The 16,320-nt window shown below is 68.9% G+C and carries 15 protein-coding genes; 7 read left to right on the top strand and 8 right to left on the bottom strand.

The window, feature by feature from the left end; all coding sequences use genetic code 11:
* Positions 1-7: 7 nt before the first annotated feature.
* From OHA11_RS46415 to OHA11_RS46395, 5 genes are all read right to left on the bottom strand, one after another.
* Entirely contained in the window at positions 8-1,702 is a 1,695-nt protein-coding gene (locus OHA11_RS46415) for an amino acid adenylation domain-containing protein (protein ID WP_266508492.1), read from the bottom strand.
* A gap of 22 nt (positions 1,703-1,724) precedes the next feature.
* Entirely contained in the window at positions 1,725-3,629 is a 1,905-nt protein-coding gene (locus OHA11_RS46410; RefSeq protein WP_266508490.1) for an aminotransferase class I/II-fold pyridoxal phosphate-dependent enzyme, read from the bottom strand.
* Positions 3,626-3,886 (bottom strand): acyl carrier protein, encoded by a 261-nt coding sequence (locus OHA11_RS46405; protein WP_266508488.1) that lies wholly within the window; start codon positions 3,884-3,886, stop codon positions 3,626-3,628. Before OHA11_RS46405 ends, OHA11_RS46410 begins: the two co-directional genes overlap by 4 nt.
* 83 nt (positions 3,887-3,969) lie before the next feature.
* On the bottom strand, positions 3,970-4,218 hold the full coding sequence (locus tag OHA11_RS46400; protein ID WP_266508487.1) for an acyl carrier protein: 249 nt from the start codon (positions 4,216-4,218) through the stop codon (positions 3,970-3,972).
* A gap of 23 nt (positions 4,219-4,241) precedes the next feature.
* The gene (locus OHA11_RS46395; RefSeq protein WP_266508486.1) at positions 4,242-5,243 is read right to left on the bottom strand and encodes a beta-ketoacyl-ACP synthase III; all 1,002 of its coding nucleotides are present in this window, start codon (positions 5,241-5,243) and stop codon (positions 4,242-4,244) included.
* Between the two features lie 369 nt (positions 5,244-5,612).
* Here OHA11_RS46395 and OHA11_RS46390 point away from each other — a divergent pair, with 369 nt between their 5' ends.
* From OHA11_RS46390 to OHA11_RS46360, 7 genes are all read left to right on the top strand, one after another.
* Positions 5,613-5,861, top strand: a complete 249-nt coding sequence (locus OHA11_RS46390) for an acyl carrier protein (RefSeq protein WP_266508484.1) — start codon at positions 5,613-5,615, stop codon at positions 5,859-5,861.
* Entirely contained in the window at positions 5,858-7,111 is a 1,254-nt protein-coding gene (locus tag OHA11_RS46385) for a beta-ketoacyl synthase (RefSeq protein ID WP_266508483.1), read from the top strand. The genes OHA11_RS46390 and OHA11_RS46385 overlap by 4 nt, the downstream gene beginning before the upstream one ends.
* A gap of 79 nt (positions 7,112-7,190) precedes the next feature.
* The gene (locus tag OHA11_RS46380; protein WP_266508482.1) at positions 7,191-7,640 is read left to right on the top strand and encodes a DUF6041 domain-containing protein; all 450 of its coding nucleotides are present in this window, start codon (positions 7,191-7,193) and stop codon (positions 7,638-7,640) included.
* A gap of 10 nt (positions 7,641-7,650) precedes the next feature.
* Positions 7,651-8,541, top strand: a complete 891-nt coding sequence (locus OHA11_RS46375) for a DUF6206 family protein (RefSeq protein ID WP_266508480.1) — start codon at positions 7,651-7,653, stop codon at positions 8,539-8,541.
* Between the two features lie 2 nt (positions 8,542-8,543).
* A complete protein-coding gene (locus OHA11_RS46370) occupies positions 8,544-9,332 on the top strand; it encodes a 4'-phosphopantetheinyl transferase superfamily protein (RefSeq protein WP_266508478.1) in 789 nt (262 codons plus the stop codon).
* A 14-nt stretch (positions 9,333-9,346) separates the two neighbouring features.
* Positions 9,347-10,615: a RedV protein gene (locus OHA11_RS46365; protein WP_266508476.1), complete on the top strand. Its 1,269-nt coding sequence runs from the start codon at positions 9,347-9,349 to the stop codon at positions 10,613-10,615.
* A 414-nt stretch (positions 10,616-11,029) separates the two neighbouring features.
* On the top strand, positions 11,030-11,713 hold the full coding sequence (locus tag OHA11_RS46360) for a response regulator transcription factor (RefSeq protein WP_266508475.1): 684 nt from the start codon (positions 11,030-11,032) through the stop codon (positions 11,711-11,713).
* Positions 11,714-11,744: 31 nt separating this feature from the next.
* Here the strand turns inward: OHA11_RS46360 and OHA11_RS46355 are convergent, their stop codons facing one another.
* From OHA11_RS46355 to OHA11_RS46345, 3 genes are read right to left on the bottom strand one after another with little or no spacing between them, the layout of a single operon-like run.
* Positions 11,745-12,086 (bottom strand): RedY protein, encoded by a 342-nt coding sequence (locus tag OHA11_RS46355; protein ID WP_266508474.1) that lies wholly within the window; start codon positions 12,084-12,086, stop codon positions 11,745-11,747.
* Between the two features lie 51 nt (positions 12,087-12,137).
* Positions 12,138-13,316 carry an L-prolyl-[peptidyl-carrier protein] dehydrogenase gene (gene redW, locus OHA11_RS46350; RefSeq protein ID WP_266508472.1) on the bottom strand — a complete coding sequence of 393 codons (1,179 nt, stop codon included), beginning with the start codon at positions 13,314-13,316 and terminating at the stop codon, positions 12,138-12,140.
* On the bottom strand, positions 13,313-16,234 hold the full coding sequence (locus tag OHA11_RS46345) for a polyketide synthase (RefSeq protein WP_266508470.1): 2,922 nt from the start codon (positions 16,232-16,234) through the stop codon (positions 13,313-13,315). Before OHA11_RS46345 ends, redW begins: the two co-directional genes overlap by 4 nt.
* Positions 16,235-16,320: the final 86 nt, after the last annotated feature.

Below are 16,320 nucleotides of genomic sequence, written 5' to 3'. Positions count from 1 at the left end.
GTCTCCGTCACTTGCCGGGCAGGGCCTGCGGGCGCTGGGCAGGCTCGGCCGTCCCGCCGCCCAGGCGGTGGTAGTCGGTCTTGCCGTTGGCGTTGCGCGGCAGTTCTTCCAGGCAGGTGGCCGTCCGCGGCAGCATGTACCGGGGCAGGTGCTGGGCGCAGTGCCGCTTGATCTCGATGAGGTTCGGCCTGCGCGCGCCGTCGTTGAGCGTGTAATGGAGGGCGATCCTCGGATCGGTTCCCGGCCCGTCGACGACGACGGCCGCTGCGGCGATCGCCGGGTGCCGCAGCACCGCAGCCTCGATCTCGCCCAGTTCCACGCGGTAGCCGGAGAGTTTGACCATACGGTCCTTGCGCCCGCGGTAGACGAGGCTGCCCTGTTCGTGGCTCACCAGGTCGCCGGTGGCATGGCGGCCCTTCCAGTGCCCGGCGGCTGCCGGTTCCGACTCCCGCCGCCAGTAGCCCGGGGTGACGCAGTCGCCCTCCACGATCAACTCACCGATCGCGTCCGGCCCTTCGACAGGGTGCCCCTCGCCGTCGACGACCGACACCCGGGCGCCGGGAACGGGCGTGCCGATGGGCACCGGCTCGTCACGCACCAGGTCCTCCGGGCGGACGTGGTGATAGGTGCAGACGTTCGTCTCGGTCGGGCCGTAGAGGTTGTACAGCTCCGTCCCGTGGGGCAGTCGCGCGGCCAGCGCGCGGAGTTGCGGGATCGGGAAGACCTCACCGGCGAAGAGGACGTAGCGCAGGCTGCGTACGGTCTCGGCGGTGAGTGCCCCGGAGGCCGTGAGGAGGTTCAGTACCGAGGGCACGGAGTACCACACGGTGACACCGTGCTCGCGGATGCCGTGGGCGAGCGCCGTGACGTCGCGTGCCTGGTCGTCGGGGACGATCCACAGGCCGGCGCCGACGGACAGCGCGGTGAACAGATCGAAGGTGGAGAGGTCGAAGTTGAACGAGGCGTGGTTGGCGAACACGTCGTCGGGGCCCACGAACAGTTCGGCACGGGCCCAGCGGATGAAGTTCGCCAGGTTGCGGTAGGAGATCCGGACGCCTTTGGGCGTACCGGTCGACCCGGAGGTGTAGAGGATCGCGGCGAGGTCGTCGCGCTCCAGTGCGGGCAGGATCACGACGTGCCCGGCCGCACCGGCGGCGAAGTCGGTCCACGACCGCACGGGTATCGGCCTGCCGTCGGGACCGGCGACAGCGCCGCTCAGCTCCTGGCGGCTCGTCCCCTGGCGGCTCGTCCCCTGGCTGCCCGTGTTCGGGCTGTCCGTGTTCGGGCTGTCCGTCTCGTCGGCCAGCACGATCGTCCGGATCGACGCGGGAAGGCCGCCGGCCAGCGCGTCCAGGTGCCGGCGGTCGGTGAAGAGCACCACCGGCTCGGAGTCCGTGAGGATGGTCGCGACCCGGCCGGGTGGCTGGCCTCCGTCGAGGGGCACGTAGGCGCATCCTGCTTGCAGGGCCGCGAGGATCGTTTCGGCGTAGCGCGGCTGCTTGTCCATCCAGATCGCCACGCGGTCGCCCACCGCGGCCCCGAGGCCGAGCAGACCGGAGGCCACGGCGGCCACGTCCGCCGCCAGTTCTCCGTAGGTCACTGTCCGCGCGCCCACGAAGGCGGGGCGCGCCGCCTGCTCTTCGGTGAGAGCCCGCGGGAGCCGGATCAACGCGATGTCGGACTCGTTCATCGTCTGGGTCATGCCTGCTCCAGTCACCGTTGCCTCACCGTGCCGACGGCAGCACGCCAACCTCACGGCCGGCCTCGACGAAGATCCCCGCGGCGGTCTCCAGGTCCTCCCGCGTGTGCTCGGAGGTGACGCTGACGCGCAGCCGCGCGTCACCGAGCGGCACGCCGGGGAAGACCACCGTCTGGCAGAAGAGCCCTCGCGCACGCACGGCCCGGCCCATCTCCATCGCCTTGCGTTCGTCGCCGATGACGATGGGCAGGATGGCGCTCTGGGTGTTCTCCAGGTCGAACCCGGCGTCGGCCAGCTGGCTGTGGAGGAGCCGGATGTTGGACCAGAGCTTCGTGATCCGCTCGGGCTCCGACTCGATGATGTCGATCGACGCGATCAGTCCGGCGGCGACACCGGCGGGGATGTTGGCGGCGAACACGTACGAGTTCGAGTAGAAGCGGAGGTACTCGATCACTTCTTCCTCGCCGACGACGAACCCGCCCATGCCGGCGAGGGCCTTGCTCATCGTGCCGAGTTCGAGGTCGACCTCGCCCTTCAGGCCGAAGTGCTCAGCCGTACCGGACCCGCGCTCGCCGAGGACACCGGTGGAGTGGGCGTCGTCGATCAGGACCCTGGCGTCGTACTCCTTGGCCAGCCGGACGATCTCGGGCAGGTCGCAGATGTCGCCGTGCATGCTGAACACGCCGTCGGCGGCGATGAGCCTGCCCGATGACCGGTCGTCGGAGCGCTTGAGGATCCGCTCCAGGTCGGCCATGTCGTTGTGCTGGTAGATCTTGCGGATCCCACCGGAGAGCCGAGCGCCGTCGACCATGCTCATGTGGTTGAGCTTGTCGACCACGAGGGTGTCGTAGCTCTTGACCAGCGCGGAGATCGCGCCCAGGTTCGCGGCGTAACCGCCCGGGTAGACGATGCAGCCGGGGCGCTGCTTGAACGCGGCGAGCCGGCGTTCCAGTTCCTTGTGCAGGGCGTTGGTGCCGCCGATGAAGCGGGAGCCGGTGTGCGTCGCTCCGTACTCGCGGGTGGCGTCGCAGACGGCCTCGATCACCTTGGGGTGGTTGGCGAGGCCGAGGTAGTTGTTGGACGCGAACATGAGGAACTCGCGCTTGTGGCCCGTGAGTTCGTCGAGGATGACCGCCCGGTTCTCGCAGCGGGAGTGCAGCGGCATCCCGTACCAGTAGAGCCGCTCGGCCTCGCGCCGCCGCAGGTACTTCGCGAAGCTGCGGGTCTTGGCGAACAGGTCGCTGTCACGCTCCTCCATGAAGTCCTTCATGGAGCGGCCGTCCCAGGCCGCGTTCTCGTCGGCGGGCTCGGTGTCCGGTTCCGCCGTGGCGACCGGTGTCCGGCCGGCGGTCGATGCCCGCTCCGTGAGGCGCGTGACCTCGTAGAAGGGACGCAGTTCCGTCAGGAGCGCACGCAGCGACGTCGCGGTGATCGTGCTCGCCAGGCTGCCGGGGAGGCCGAGTTCCGCGACGGAGTCGGCGACGATCGACGCCAGGACGACGGAGTCGATGCCGAGTTCGCTCTCGAAGTCGGCATCGAGTCCCAGCTGATGGCGCTGGTACTGGGTGTGCCGCATGGTCACGGTGACGACGGTCTCCAGGAGAGCGTCGCCGCCGGCGAGCCTGGCGGCACTGCCGGTGTCCTCGGACGAGTCCGTCCTGTCGGTCGCCCTGCCGAGCGCGTCGTCGACGGCGTCGACGAGTTGCCGGATGGTGGCAAGTTCCTGGGGCAGTGGTGAGTCGAGCCCGAAGTGCTCCTTCACCGACGTGAGGATCGACTCGAAGATGACCGAGTCGATGCCGAGTTCGGCCTCGAAGTGGCTCTCGGGCAGGAGATAGGACTCGTCGTAGAGCGTCCGTGCGGCAACGATGTCGACGACCTGCCGGTGGATACTGCCGGTGTCCTGCCTGCCCCCCGTGATGTTCGTCATCGGACGCTCTCTCCTTTGCGCTGCAGCCGTTCGACAAGTGCCGCGATCGCGTCGACCGTCCGGAAGTTCGCCGGAACGATCTCCTGGAGCGGGACAGTGATCCGGAAGTCGCCCTGCAGGTAGTGCACGAGGTCGAAGATCCCGGCCGAGTCGATGATGTTGAGATCGGCGAGGGGAACCTGCCCGTCGAGCCCGTCGGCGTCGCCGTCGAGCCAGACGCCGGCGATGTAGTTGATGATTGACTGCTGTGTGCTCATGGTCGTCCTCGGCTCGGATCCCGGCAGGCCCTGGCGCTCGGCCGCTACCTGCCGGTGACGGGCGGGTGCGGGTGGGGGTGCGGTCATGACGAGGCCGCGGGGGCAGTGAGGCTTTCGAGGAGCACGGCGACCGCGGTGATCGTGTCACCGGGGGAAGCGGCGTCGTCGTCGACGGCCACACCGAAGTCGGACTGGATCACCAGGAGGAGTTCCACGAGGAACAAGGAGTCCATGTCGAGGTCCTCGAACGTGGTGTCAGGGCCGATCTCAGCGCGGTCCACCTCGAAACGATCGACAAGAAGATCGACCAGCCTGCCGTACATCACGCTCATGCTGTGCTCCTGCTCTCTCGTCCTCAGACGCGGTCCAGCTGCGGCCAGGTCAGTACCGTCGACCCCCACGTGAGCCCGCCGCCGAACGCGGTGAGGAGGATGCGCTGCCCGGGCCGCAACCTGCCGTCGGCGTGCGCCTGGTCGAGCGCGAGCGGGATGGAGGCGGCGGCGGTGTTGCCCACCTCGGCGATGTTGTTGACGCAGCGCGCCCTGGGAATCCCGACCTCGTCGGCGACATGGTTGGTGATCCGGAGGTTGGCCTGGTGGCTGACGAGGTGATCGACGTCCTGCGCCTGCCAGCCCGCCCGGGCGAGGACCGTGTGCGCCGACCCGGTCATCCGGCGTACCGCATGCCGGAAGACCTCTTTGCCCGACATGGTGAAGTACTCGTCGCCGGCGTCCGGCTCCGCTCCGGACAGCCGCTGCCGCGAACCACCCGCGCGTACGGTGATCAGGTCTTCGCCCTCGCCGTCGCTCCCCAGGTCGAAGGGGCCGAGCGCGCCGGGCTCCGCGGGATCTCCTGAGCGCAGGACCACGGCGCCCGCCCCGTCTCCGAAGATCACGGACGTGGACCGGTCCTCCGGGTCGAGCAGGGTGGAGAACGTCTCGGCGCCGATGACCAGCACCCGGTCCGCGATCTGCGCGGAGATGAGACCCGCCGCCGTGGCAAGTCCGTACACGAAGCCCGTACAGACGGCGGACACGTCGTAGGCGGCGGTCCCCGTCATGCCGAGGCGGGCGGCCACCGTCGGCGCTGTCGCCGGGCAGGGCCGGTCCGGCGTGGTCGTGGCGACGAGCACGGCGTCCACGGTGGAGACACCCGAGCACTTCAGGGCCTTCGCGCCCGCCCCGACGGCCAGGTCGGAGGTGGACGTTCCCCGCGCCGCGAAGTACCGCTGTCCGATTCCGGTCCGCGAGCGAATCCATTCGTCGGAACTGTCCAGCCGCGCGGCCAGCTCGTCGTTCGAGACAGCCCTCCGCGGCAGACAGCTGCCGACGCCGGCCAGCACCGCGGTCCGGTTCACCGGGCACCGCCAGGGTCTCGACGACGTGCAACCACTCGAGTGCTCCTCGTCTCCCGGACGGCCAGAACCGCTTTCGGTCGCCGAGTCTTGTCCGGCGGACTGACCGATGGCTGACCGACCGCTGACCGATGGCTGACGCGTACGCCCCGGCGCCACGCACCCCGTACGGGGACCTGGGATGCCCCGCCGCGGGGTCAGCGGTACGTCAGTCATCGGTCAGCGGTCGGTCAGTCCCGGAGCCCACACTCGGTACCCGGTGCGACGAACGACAACGAACGGCAACGAACAACCAGGACAGAAAAGGGCGTTCAGCCATCCGCTCCCGTGTGTGGGCCGGCACCAGGCCATCGGAAAGGTAAGGCGCATCTCATGAGCGTGATGTACGGCAGGCTGGTCGATCTTCTTGTCGATCGTTTCGAGGTGGACCGCACGGAGATCAGCCCTGACACCACGTTCGAGGACCTCGACATGGACTCCTTGTTCCTCGTGGAACTCCTCCTGGTGATCCAGTCCGACTTCGGTGTGGCCGTCGACGACGACGCCGCTTCCCCCGGTGACACGATCACCGCGGTCGCCGAGCTCCTCGAAAGCCTCACTGCCCCCGCGGCCTCGTCATGACCGCACCCCCACCCGGCTCACCTCCACCCGGCTCGCCCGCGATCGCCGTCACCGGCATCGGCCTGGTCACCGCGGCCGGTATCGGCGTCGACGCCACCTGGGAGGGTGTGTGCCGGGGTGAGTCCACCGCGGTCAGGAACCCGCTGCTCGCCGGACTTCCCGTGGACATCTCCTGCACCGTGCCGGGCTTCTCCGCCCGCGAACACGTCGGCAGGCGCAGTTCCCTGGCGCACGACCGCTTCAGCCAGCTCTGCATCACCGCGGCGCGCGAGGCGGTCGCCGACTCCGGGCTGGACCCGCAGACCTGGGACGGTGCCCGGGTCGGTGTCGTCGTCGGCTGCGGTCTCGGCGGCGTGGCGACGTGGGAGACCCAGCACAGGCGGATGCTGGAAAAGGGTCCGGAGGCGGTGTCCGCCCTGCTGATCCCGATGCTCATACCCAACATGGCGGCCGGTCACCTGGCGATGGACCTGCGTGCCACGGGCCCCAACCTGGTCACGGCGACGGCCTGTGCGTCCGGCGCCACCGCGATCGGCACCGCGCTGCAACTCCTGCGCGACGGAAGCTGCGACGTCGTGATCGCCGGCGGCGGCGAGGCGGGGGTGGTTCCGCTGATGGTGACGGGCTTCGCCCAGATGGGCGCGCTGTCCAGGCGGGTCGACGAACCGTCCGCCGCGTCCCGGCCGTTCGACGCGGACAGGGACGGGTTCGTCATCGGCGAGGGCAGCGGGATGCTCGTCCTGGAGCGGGCGGCTGACGCACGTGCCCGAAGGGCGAGGATCCGGGCCAACGTCGCCGGATACGGGGCGTCCGCCGACGCGTACCACATGACCGCGCCCGACCCGGAGGGCACCGGTGTGCTGCAGGCGCTGCGTACCGCGCTGGAGGGGGCGGCGGTCATGCCGGACGAGGTCGACCATGTCAACGCGCACGGGACATCCACTCCGCTCAACGACGCGGCGGAAGCCCGGGTGCTGCGCAAGCTGCTCGGGGAGGGTGCCGCTGTCACGTCCGCCAAGGGCGTGGTCGGTCACACCCTGGGAGCGGCCGGCGCGATCGAAGCAGCCCTGACCGTACTGACCGTGGAGCACGCGACGGTACCCCCGACCGCCAACCTCGAACGGCAGGACCCCGAGATCGAGTTGGACATCGTCGCCGGATCCCCACGCGAGAGGAAGGTGGAGGTCGCGGTGAGCAACTCCTTCGGCTTCGGCGGCCAGAACGCGGTCCTGGTCATCACGACCGCATGAGTCGCAGCAAGCACGGACGTGACTTCTTGTCCGAAAAGAGCCCCGCCCCATCGGCCACGACATGGGAAGACTCCGTCAGGTGACCAGACGAAACCTGCTCCTCCAACGCATCGTCGGTGTTCTCTACATCCTCGCGGGCATCGGCAAGTTCTTCCCCGAACTGGAATCGGTCGAGCAGCGCCTCGACGATGCCGCCGACGCGAACGGCGGCGCCGCCGTCCTCGGCCCGTTCACCGAGTGGCTCGCCGACCACCCCATGGGGGTCACCGTCTTTGTCGCGGCGGCCATGGTCGCGAGCGGCGCGGTGCTCATCCTGAACCAGAAACTGGTGGTCGCAGCCATCTACGGCCAACTGCTGATGATGGTCTGCTTCGTCATCATCCTCGTCAGCAGCGCGCCGCAGATCCTGGTGCTCGACGCCGCGTTCTTCGCCGCCGCCATCTACCTCCTCGTACTGCACCGCCGCGCACCGTCCCCGTCCACGTCCCCAGGGGCCACCGCCCGAGCCGGGAACGACAACCGAAGCTAAGGGACACCCCATGTCCTTCACCGTTCCTCACACCGAACTCGCACGGCTCGAAGCGCAGGTTCAAGCCGCTCTGCGAACCACCGACGACAGCGCCCTCGATGTGCTCGGCTACGGCGAAGTCTCCCTGGTCCTCAGGCTCCGGACCGACCAGGGCGCCTTCGCCTGCAAGCGGCTGCCGGTCTTTCCGGACCGCGGACGCTTCGAGCGCTACCAAGAGGGGCTGGACGAGTACCTGCGGCGCCTGTCCGGCAGCGGGGTCAACGTCGCCGAGACCAAGGTGTGGCACACACACCATCCGTCGGGCGGGATCACCGCCTACTGCCTGCAGCGTGAACTGCCGTCACAGCGCCTGTGCTCCAGGCTTCTGCACACCGAGGGCGAGACCTGGGCCAAGGACTTCTTCTCCCGGTTCCTGGATCAGGTCGACGGCGCGGTGGACCCCGCTCTCGGCCTCGACGCGCAGGCCACCAACTGGGTCGAGGTCGACGGCGAGCTGATCTACCTCGATGTCACCACCCCCCTGATGCGCGACGCCCGGGGCCGTGAACGGCTCGATGTCCGACTCTTCTTCTCCTCGCTGCCCTGGTTCCTCCGCGACGCCGTCCGTCTCTCGATGACCAAGTCGATCTTCGACAAGTTCTACGAGACCCGCGGCGTGCTCCTGGACTTCCTCGGCAACCTCCACAAGGAACGGCTCGACGCACTGATTCCGGCGTTCCTGGAACAGGCCAACGCGCGTCTGGCCAAGCCGATCACGGCGGAGGAGGTCGCCGCGTACTACCGCGGCGACGCCCGGATGTGGGAGCTGATCCAGCGGTTGCGCCAGGCCGACCGTTTCTGGCACCGCAGGATCAGGCGTCGTACGTACCCGTTCCTCCTGCCGCCGCCCGTGGACCGCTGACGGTGAGTGCGGCGATGGCGTCGTTGGCCCGCGCTCCGGCACCGGGCCTCGACGAGAGCGTGACTCTCGACCCGTCGCGTCCGCTGCGCATCAGCCATGTACGGGGCCCGCTGACGATCGCGGTGGTCTCGATCGCCTGGGTACGCGAACTCGACGACGCGGCCCGTACGGTGATCGAGGCCCGGCATCTCAGCACGGACGAGCTCGCCCGGGCGGCGGAGCTGCGGATACGTAAACGGCGTCTGGAGTGGCTGGCCGGGCGACTGGCCATCAAACACAGCGTGTTCGCCTACCAGCAGCGGCACATCGGCGTGTCCCTCTGCACGCGCGGCATCGAAGTCGGCGTCGTCCCGGACGGAATGCGCGCGGGAAAGCCCGTCGTCAACGCCCCGGTCGAGGTGGGACTGTCCCACTCGGCCGACTTCGCGGTTGCCGCCTGCGGGCCGCGTGCCGTCGGTATCGACGTCGAACGCGGCCGCCAAGTGCCGCCCGTGCTTGCCGAGTTGCTGTCCCTGCCACGGGATGCCGCGGAGGACCCCGGGCTCAGCAGTGTGGACACCATGCCGCTGTCACTGCGCTGGGCGTGCAAGGAGGCCGTACTCAAGCACTTCGGATTCGGCCTGCGGGTCGACACGCGCGAGGTCGAGCTGATCAGGTGGCGGCCCGACGGACGGTTCTCCTGGCACGCGGGGCCGGGACTGCGACGTCATGTCCCCTGGGCGGACGACACCCGTTTCGACAGCTGGGCGCGGGAAATCAACGGTTACTCCATGGCCCTGGTGTGGCAGTAGGGAGCGCAGCATCCGTGACATCCGCTGAGACATCGCCGGCCCGGCCCACCTCAGTGGCGCGGCGGGCGGTCTTCGAGCACGCGCTTCACAAGGCGGCCGAGATCGCCGCGCTCAGCCCGTCGTCACACAACTGCCAGCCCTGGGCGGTCGCCTGGCCCGCGGGTCGTGACGCACGCGAGGCAGCGGCGGCGCTGACCGGAGGGCCCTCGGGCGACACTTCGGGCCGCGACGGCCATGACGGCCACGACGGTGCGGCAGAGGACGAGTACCTGATCCTGGCCGTCGACCACGAGAGGCAGCTCACCTCCCTCCCCGCCCACGCCGTCGAGATGGTGATCAGTTGCGGCGCCTACTGGCAGATCCTGCTGCGGGCTCTGGCCGCTCAGGGCTGGTCGGCAGACGGCTTCCGGTTCGCCGACCGGTTTCCGGACGGGAGTGGGACCGGGGAGGGCGGCACGGACGGGGAGGGCGACGAGGACTGGGCACTCGGCGGTACCTGGCCGACGAGTTGGTCTCCCCTGTGTGCCGTCCGCCTGCGCCGGACGGACGAACCCGCCGGCAGCCTTGCCGAACTGCACAGCACCGCGCGTGCCCGGCGTACCAACCGGGCACCCTACCACCGCGAAGGCATCGACCCGGCGACGCTCGCCGGGCTTTCGGCACCCTCCACCGCCGCGGCGGCAGGAGCGGACGTCACCGTGCGGCACCTGGTCACGGAGACCGAGCGCGCGGATTTCGCCGACTTCGTCGCCCGGCACGGAGGCCGCGATTTCAGCCACCCGTCGGCCTGGCGGGAGACACACTCCTTCGTACGCTGGAGCCGGGCCGACGCCGAAGCGCATGGTGACGGGTTCCCCCTCAGCCACTTGTTCGGACCGATGTCGTGGCCCCGCCGGAACGCCATGCGCATCGCGCTCGCGCCCCTGACGATGCGGGTGCTGCGACACGTGGGCTACCACCGTGTACTCGCCCGGGGACTCGCCCGCATGGTGCGGCCGTCACCGGCGATCGTCGCCATGAGCTTCGCCGACAGGGCGCCGAGCCCCGAAGCTGTCGTCCGCGGCGGCGCCCAACTGGCCGACTACTGGCTGCGTGCCACCGACGCGGGGCTCGTGCTGCACCCCGTCAGCGTGGTCCTGCAGCACGACGATCTGCGGGCCGAGCTGGAGGACGGACTGCGGCTGCCCGGCCGCGCGTTCTTCGTAAGCCGTCTGGGTCGCCCGACGACCGAGTTCCCGCCCTCACCACGCCGGGCCGCCGGCGTCGCGCTGCGCCGGATCTGACCTGAATCTGACGCAGCCGGTCCAAGCCACGCAAAGCGGTATGGCCAAAATCGACTCCCTCTGATTGCATCTGTCTTCGATCCGGCCACGCCAACGACGATCGTCGCGACTGCAACCTGTGTAATTCGCATGCGACTAGCCACCTGCACGGACACTCCAGGGTGAACCAAAGGGGAGTGTTTTTATGCCTCCACATGCTAGCCTCGATTAGCTGATCGGTTGAAATGTTGCGAAACCAATAAACGGCAGACGCAATTGACGGCCGAGAAGCGACGAGGAGTTTCTGAAGCGCGCACCATAGCGCCATTCTCGGGGGAGGCACCAGCCCTTGCGCCACAACGAGAGACAACACCCGAAAGCTACTCGCCGGTTAACCAAACCAGCGGCGCGTCACCTCCCCCAGGGGGGTGCCCGATGAGCATTCGTGTACTCGTTTGCTGCAAGGAGACGATCGTGGGCGCCGGCATGGCGGCACTGCTCGACCGGCAGCCCGACATCGCCATCGTCGGCTACACCACCTGCCGTGAGTCCGCTGCAGCCGCCGCAGACGCGTCGCCCGACATCCTTGTCATCGTGGCTCCCACGCTGACCGCGGAGACCAAGCGCGAGCTCTCCGCCCTGGCCGCTCTCACCAAGGTCATCCTCATCGCCAAGGCCGAGAACGCGCCTCACTTCATCGATGCCCTCTGTCTCGGCGTGCGCGCGGTCCTCTCCCCCAACACCTCGGCGGACGAACTGATGCATGTCCTCAGGACCGTCAGCGCGGGGGGAGCGGTCATCATGCCCGCGGTGGCACGACAGAACCTCGACCGCCTGCCGGACCGCCCTCCTTCCGCTCTCGCCACGAGCGTCGCGGCCGCGCTGACACCGCGGGAAACCGAAGTGATCGTCCTGCTCACCCAGGGGAAATCCAATGCCGAGATCTCGGAGAAACTCTCGATTTCCACGGCAACCGTCAGATCCCACGTTCACCACTTACTGAGAAAGCTCGGCGTGGGCACCCGCGCCCAAGCTGTGGCCGTGGCTTACGAGACAGGTCTCATCTCAGCCATTGGACGAAATTCAAAAACCGCGGAGCACGGCAGCTCAGCACGTTGATGCACACTTCAAACTTGAAAGGCGTGAAGGTTTACGCGGTGTAGCCGGTCCCCACGCGCTCCCCCACTGTCTCGTCGACGACCTTCGCCATCTTGTCGAATTCCGTCACAAGCCCCTGAAATTGGACGGTCCTCATGTCCTGCTCGAATGCCTCGCGGCTGGTCACCTCTATGATCTCGAAGAAGTGGCAGGACTCGCCGCCGACAGTTGGTCCGGCGTCGCCACGACTTTCCTCCACGACCCGCTGGACGCTGAACGACACGACACTGGGCAACTCCGGACAGGTCGCGTAGTCGACGTCCCGTACCCACGTCTCGAAGCGTGCGGGTTCCACACCGTCGTGCAGACGGATTCGATGAACAATGATCGCCACAGTGTCCTCCAGGCTTGATCAGACAGGTCGAATGGATCGGCGGCGGTGCGGTCAACGCCGCCTGGCCGGGCGGCGGTTGCCACCCAGCCCCAGCGCACGCGCGATGTTGTTCTTCTGGATCTCGTTGGTGCCGGAGAAGACCCGTGAGGGAAGCGCGTCGCGCAGCAGGGTCTCGGCTTCTCCCTCCAGCATGCCGAGCGCACCGCGCAGCTGAACGGCGTCGAGACCCACCTGTACGGCCGCCTCGCTCACGGCGATTTTCGCCAACGCGGGCGCGATCTCGTCCTCGCTGCCCTGCGCCAGCCCCCATGCGGCCTTGTAGGCCATGAGACGGGCGGACTCCAGACGCAGTGTCATGTCGACGAGGCGGTGGCTCACCGCCTGAAAGCTCCCGATGGGCACGCCGAACTGCTCACGTTCTCCGGCGTAGTCGATCGTGGACTCCACAACGCGCCGCATCGCGCCGAGGTAGGCGGCGAAGAGACACGTACGCTCCCACTTCATGGACGAGGAGAACACGCTCGCTCCCGCGCCTTCGGCGCCCAGGACATCGTCCGCAGGTACGGCGCATCCGTCGAAGTGCACGTCGGCCGTCGGCGAGCCCCGCAGGCCGACCTTGTCGTACGTCGGCCCGACAGTGAGTCCGGGGGTGCCGGCCTCCACGATGAACGCCGTCAGGCCGAAGAAGCCGCCTCCGGGATCGGTCGCCGCCTGGACGACGAAGACGTCGGCCACGGGTGCGTTCGTGGTGAAGCACTTGCTGCCGTGAAGAACGTAGTGGTCGCCCTTGCGCTCGGCGCGAGTCCGCAGGTTCAGCGCGTCGGACCCGGCTTCCGGCTCCGTGATGCCATGCGCGGCTATCCGCTCCCCCGAGCAGAGGGCGGGCAGCCAACGCCGCTTCTGCTCCTCCGTACCGAACTCGACGATGGGCACCAGCGAGGCGAACAGGTGGGCGGCGACGGAGAAGGCGAAGCCGGTGTCCGGACAGCCGTACCCGAGGGCCTCCATGACGGCCGACGCGGTCACGGCGTCCAGGCCGCTGCCTCCGTACTCGGTGGGGATGACACCGCCCACAACGCCCTGCTTGCCGGCGAGAAGCCAGCGCCTGCGGAAGTCGTCGGCGTCGAAGGCATGGCCGGTTTGCCCGTACCCACCGCTGAGCTCCCGCTGGGCGAACGCCACCACCATGGCGCGCATCTCTTCGGTGTCCGCGTCGAATGCGAAGTTCATCGTGTTCCGTCCATGTGTTCCTCGAGAAGCACGTGATAGTTGATGCCGCCGGTGCCGAACGAGCTCACTCCCGCGCGCCTCGGCCGCCCGGGCGGGGTCGTCCACGGCGACGGCTCGGTCGAGATGGAGGCAGGGATGGCCGCGAGGTCGAGTGCCGGATTGAGGGTGTGGAGGTTGGTGTTGGGCGGCAGTGTCCTGGCCCGCAGGGCGAGGAGCGTGCGCAGCAGTCCGGCGCTTCCCGCGGCGGCGAAGGTGTGGCCGAAGAAGGACTTGGCCGAGCCGATCTCCAGTGGTCGGACACGGTCCGCGCTCGCGTAGACCTGCGCGGCGGCGGCGATTTCCACGCGGTCGCCGACCTTGGTACCGGTGCCGTGGGCCTCCAGGTAGTCGACGGCCGACGGCGCGAAGTCGACCTGGGCGAAGGCCCGTTCCATGGCCCGCGCCTGCCCCGCCACGTCGGGCGCGATCAGCGACTTGGCATCGTTGGACGCGCCGACGCCCCGTACGAGACCGAGGATGTTGTCGCCGTCGCGCAGCGCGTCGCTGCGGCGTTTGAGGAGGAACAGGCCGCAGCCGTCGCCGGGGGTGAAGCCGTCGGCTCCCGCGTCGAAGGGCGCGTTACGGCTGTGCGAGAGGAGGCCCAGCGCGGAGCAGAGGACCATGTCCCGGGTGTTGCACGCCAACTCGACTCCCCCGGCGATGGCGAAGTCGGCGGTTCCCGAACGAAGCGCGCCGACGGCCACATCGAGCGCCGCGAGGGACGACGCGCACGCCGCCTCGACGGCGAGAGGCACCGCGTCGAGCCGGTACTCGTTCGCCAGCAGCGCGGCCACACCGCTCGCGAGGCAACCGTCGAGCAGAGCGGGCGACATCGCTTCGTCCAACGCTCCTGATCGCTCTCGTACCAGCGTCAGGAGGGTCTTCTTGCCGAGCGGGGACAGGTGGGCGAGGGCGGGGAGTCCGACGACCGCTTCTTCCAGTTCCTGCAAGCAGAGTTCGGTGTTGGCTCGGCGCTCCCGTGTCAGGCCCAGGTTGCTGCCTACCGCGACGAGACCACGTCCTGTCAACGCGGCACCCGTGCCCGCACTTTCCGGCGCCGTGCCCTGGGGTCGCACCGCGGGGATGCGCCCCTCGAAGAGCTGTGCGGCCACGTCGAGAGTGAGGCGCTGCGCGGCGTCCATGGCCGCATAGCGCTGGGGAACGATCCCCAGGCCAGGCGGGGGTTGGTCCGGCACCACCACGTGGGCCCCTTGATCGGTGTAGCTGTGGGTGAGACTGAGCGCTCCGGGTGCGTAGTACAGGTCCCGGTCGAGCACCGCCTCCGGCACCGGGCCGATTTGGCTTTCGCCCGAGCGCACAACCCGCCAGAGACTCTCGGCATCGGGCGAGCCGGCGAACCTGCCGGCGAGTCCCACCACCGCGATCGGCTCGGCGCGCGATTCGGTCACTCCGTCCAGGTACCTGACGTCGGCCTCGGCTGCGGCCTTGGCTTCGGGACCGGCTCCGCGGGCGGCCCTGGCTCCTGGCCGAGTGGAGGACTCTGTCACCCCGGGGTCGTGCTCTTCGAGGACGAAGTGACACAGGGTGCCGGTGAGGGAGGCCCCGTGGACGACGGCACGGCGTGGCAGTCCCTCGCCGGCCGGCTGCCACGTCTCGCCCACGTCCGGGAAGCGGAATGGTGTTCCGTCGAGCTCGTGCTCCGCCGCGTCGGCCGACGCCCGCCGCGGTGGGATCCTTCGGTGGTGCAGCGCGAGGGCGACTTTGGTGACCGCGGCAACACCCGCGTTGGCGAAGGTGTGTCCGAGGCGGTCCTTCACACTGCCGATGGCCACGGACCCGGGAGCACCGCCCTCGTGGAGTCCCGCGAGGGCGGTGAGCTCCGCTTGGACCTCGTGGGCGATTCCGGAGCCGACACATTCGACGTACTGGGTCGACGAGGCGGTCACCGCCGACGCCCGCAGCGACTCGGAGGCGGCCGAGCGGCGCAGGTCGACGGATGACGAGGAGCGGAAGGCACCTGGGCGCGCGTCATGGCGAAGCGAGCAGTCGAGGATCGTCGCGTAGATCCGATCGCCGTCGCGCACTGCGGTCGACACCCGCTTGAGCAAGAGGGCTCCGACCCCCTCACCGATCGCGTAGCCACGGCCGTCCACCGCGAACGGGCTGGCGGCGCGGGCGCCAAGGCCCTTGGCAAGGAGGGCCTTTTCGAGGAACGGGCCCTCTCGGCGCTGCCCGGCGACGACGAGTGCCGCGTCGGAGAGTCCGGCGCGAAGGTTGCCGACAGCCTGCGCGATGCCCACGAATGAGGTCGCGTCGGCCGACTCGACCGCGAACGTCCTGCCATGGAACTTGAACGCGGTGGCGATCCGTGCCGGAATCGTGCTCGCCATTTCTCCGACTCGGTCGTGCGGAGAAGCGCCAAGGCGCTGGCCCAATAGCGTCCGGAATTCCTCAGCGGCCAACCGCGCACTGTCGGTGTCGGCTCCCGCCGCGGCCGCTGCCGCTTCGACCTCTCGTGCGTAGCGGCTTCCTTCGATCCGTAGTGCGTTGGCGTACTGGCGGTCCAAGCCGAAGCATGTCCCGGTGATGACGTCGGTATGCTCTGCCGACAGCGGCCGCTCGGGATGTCCGGCGTCGGACAGACACTGCCGGGCCGCTTCGAGCATAAGAAGCTGCATCCGGGCCATGGACCCGGCTTGGGCCGGGGGAATGCCGAAACGTGCGACATCGACCTTGATGTCCTCAAGACCGCCCGCTGTCGAGGGGGGTGCGCTTTCGGAGGAGGAAACCTCGTTCAGCAGCTGCCAGTAATCGTCGGGCCCCCGCGCGCCCGGATAGAGGGCGGCGATCCCCACGATCGCCACTGGCTCCTCGGCGGATACGCGCTCGTGTCGGCGCAATTCCGAGTCGAACGACATGATGCGGCTACTCCTGCGTTTTCGGCCGGCCGGACTGATGGACATCACGACATTGCGACATCGCGGAGACTGCTTGGAGGGGGACG

The organism is Streptomyces sp. NBC_00878, assembly GCF_026341515.1.
Classification (GTDB): Bacteria; Actinomycetota; Actinomycetes; order Streptomycetales; family Streptomycetaceae; genus Streptomyces.
The sequence above is the reverse complement of the archived record's forward strand: the minus strand, read 5'-3'. Positions and strand labels throughout refer to the sequence as shown.

Coding starts and splice junctions, on each gene's coding strand:
- OHA11_RS46415 (WP_266508492.1), bottom strand. CDS start 1,702: ATGACCCAGACGATGAACGAGTCCGACATCGCGTTGATCCGGCTCCCG.
- OHA11_RS46410 (WP_266508490.1), bottom strand. CDS start 3,629: ATGACGAACATCACGGGGGGCAGGCAGGACACCGGCAGTATCCACCGG.
- OHA11_RS46405 (WP_266508488.1), bottom strand. CDS start 3,886: ATGAGCACACAGCAGTCAATCATCAACTACATCGCCGGCGTCTGGCTC.
- OHA11_RS46400 (WP_266508487.1), bottom strand. CDS start 4,218: ATGAGCGTGATGTACGGCAGGCTGGTCGATCTTCTTGTCGATCGTTTC.
- OHA11_RS46390 (WP_266508484.1), top strand. CDS start 5,613: ATGAGCGTGATGTACGGCAGGCTGGTCGATCTTCTTGTCGATCGTTTC.
- OHA11_RS46385 (WP_266508483.1), top strand. CDS start 5,858: ATGACCGCACCCCCACCCGGCTCACCTCCACCCGGCTCGCCCGCGATC.
- OHA11_RS46375 (WP_266508480.1), top strand. CDS start 7,651: ATGTCCTTCACCGTTCCTCACACCGAACTCGCACGGCTCGAAGCGCAG.
- OHA11_RS46360 (WP_266508475.1), top strand. CDS start 11,030: ATGAGCATTCGTGTACTCGTTTGCTGCAAGGAGACGATCGTGGGCGCC.
- redW (WP_266508472.1), bottom strand. CDS start 13,316: ATGAACTTCGCATTCGACGCGGACACCGAAGAGATGCGCGCCATGGTG.
- OHA11_RS46345 (WP_266508470.1), bottom strand. CDS start 16,234: ATGTCGTTCGACTCGGAATTGCGCCGACACGAGCGCGTATCCGCCGAG.